The following is a 623-nucleotide window of genomic DNA, read 5'->3' as shown; positions in this document are numbered from 1 at the left end:
TATCCAGCCTCTCGTCAAGAAAGTAAAAAAAGATAGCTAAAGCGCCTTCTTAACGCTTGATATCTCTTCAAGCGACTCCATATAAAAACTTTCGCTGCTGCAATACATCGCTTAATCGCAGCTGGCAGTATTTAGTCAAAACACCAATTGAGCCACTTGGCCGCATTGGTGAACGCAAACTTTGTGGAGAAGTTCATGACAACCATCTTATCAGTCCGCCGCGAAGGCGAAGTTGCTCTTGGCGGCGACGGTCAGGTTTCGCTCGGAAACACCATCATGAAAGGCAACGCTAAAAAAGTGCGCCGACTCTATGACGGCAAAGTCATCGCCGGGTTTGCAGGCGGCACAGCAGATGCTTTCACATTGTTTGAACGTTTTGAAGCGCAACTAGAGAAACATCAAGGCAATCTTGTTAAAGCTGCCGTTGAGCTAGCCAAAGACTGGCGCACAGATCGCGCACTCAGAAAGCTTGAAGCATTGCTTGCCGTGGCAGACGAAAACAACTCTCTTATCATCACCGGTAATGGCGATGTAATAGAGCCTGAAGATAGCCTGATTGCAATTGGCTCTGGCGGCCCTTTCGCTCAAGCTAGCGCAAGAGCTCTACTTGAAAACACCGAGCT

The 623-nt window shown here is 48.3% G+C and carries 1 protein-coding gene; it reads left to right on the top strand.

The features are described from left to right. Positions 1 to 195 precede the first annotated feature (195 nt). Positions 196 to 623: ATP-dependent protease subunit HslV (hslV, locus tag A3735_RS27920; protein WP_068639070.1), on the top strand; the 428-nt coding region annotated here is incomplete at its 3' end.

The organism is Oleiphilus sp. HI0061 (assembly GCF_001635675.1).
Note: the sequence above shows the minus strand (reverse complement) of the source record. Positions and strands in the feature narration are given on the sequence as shown.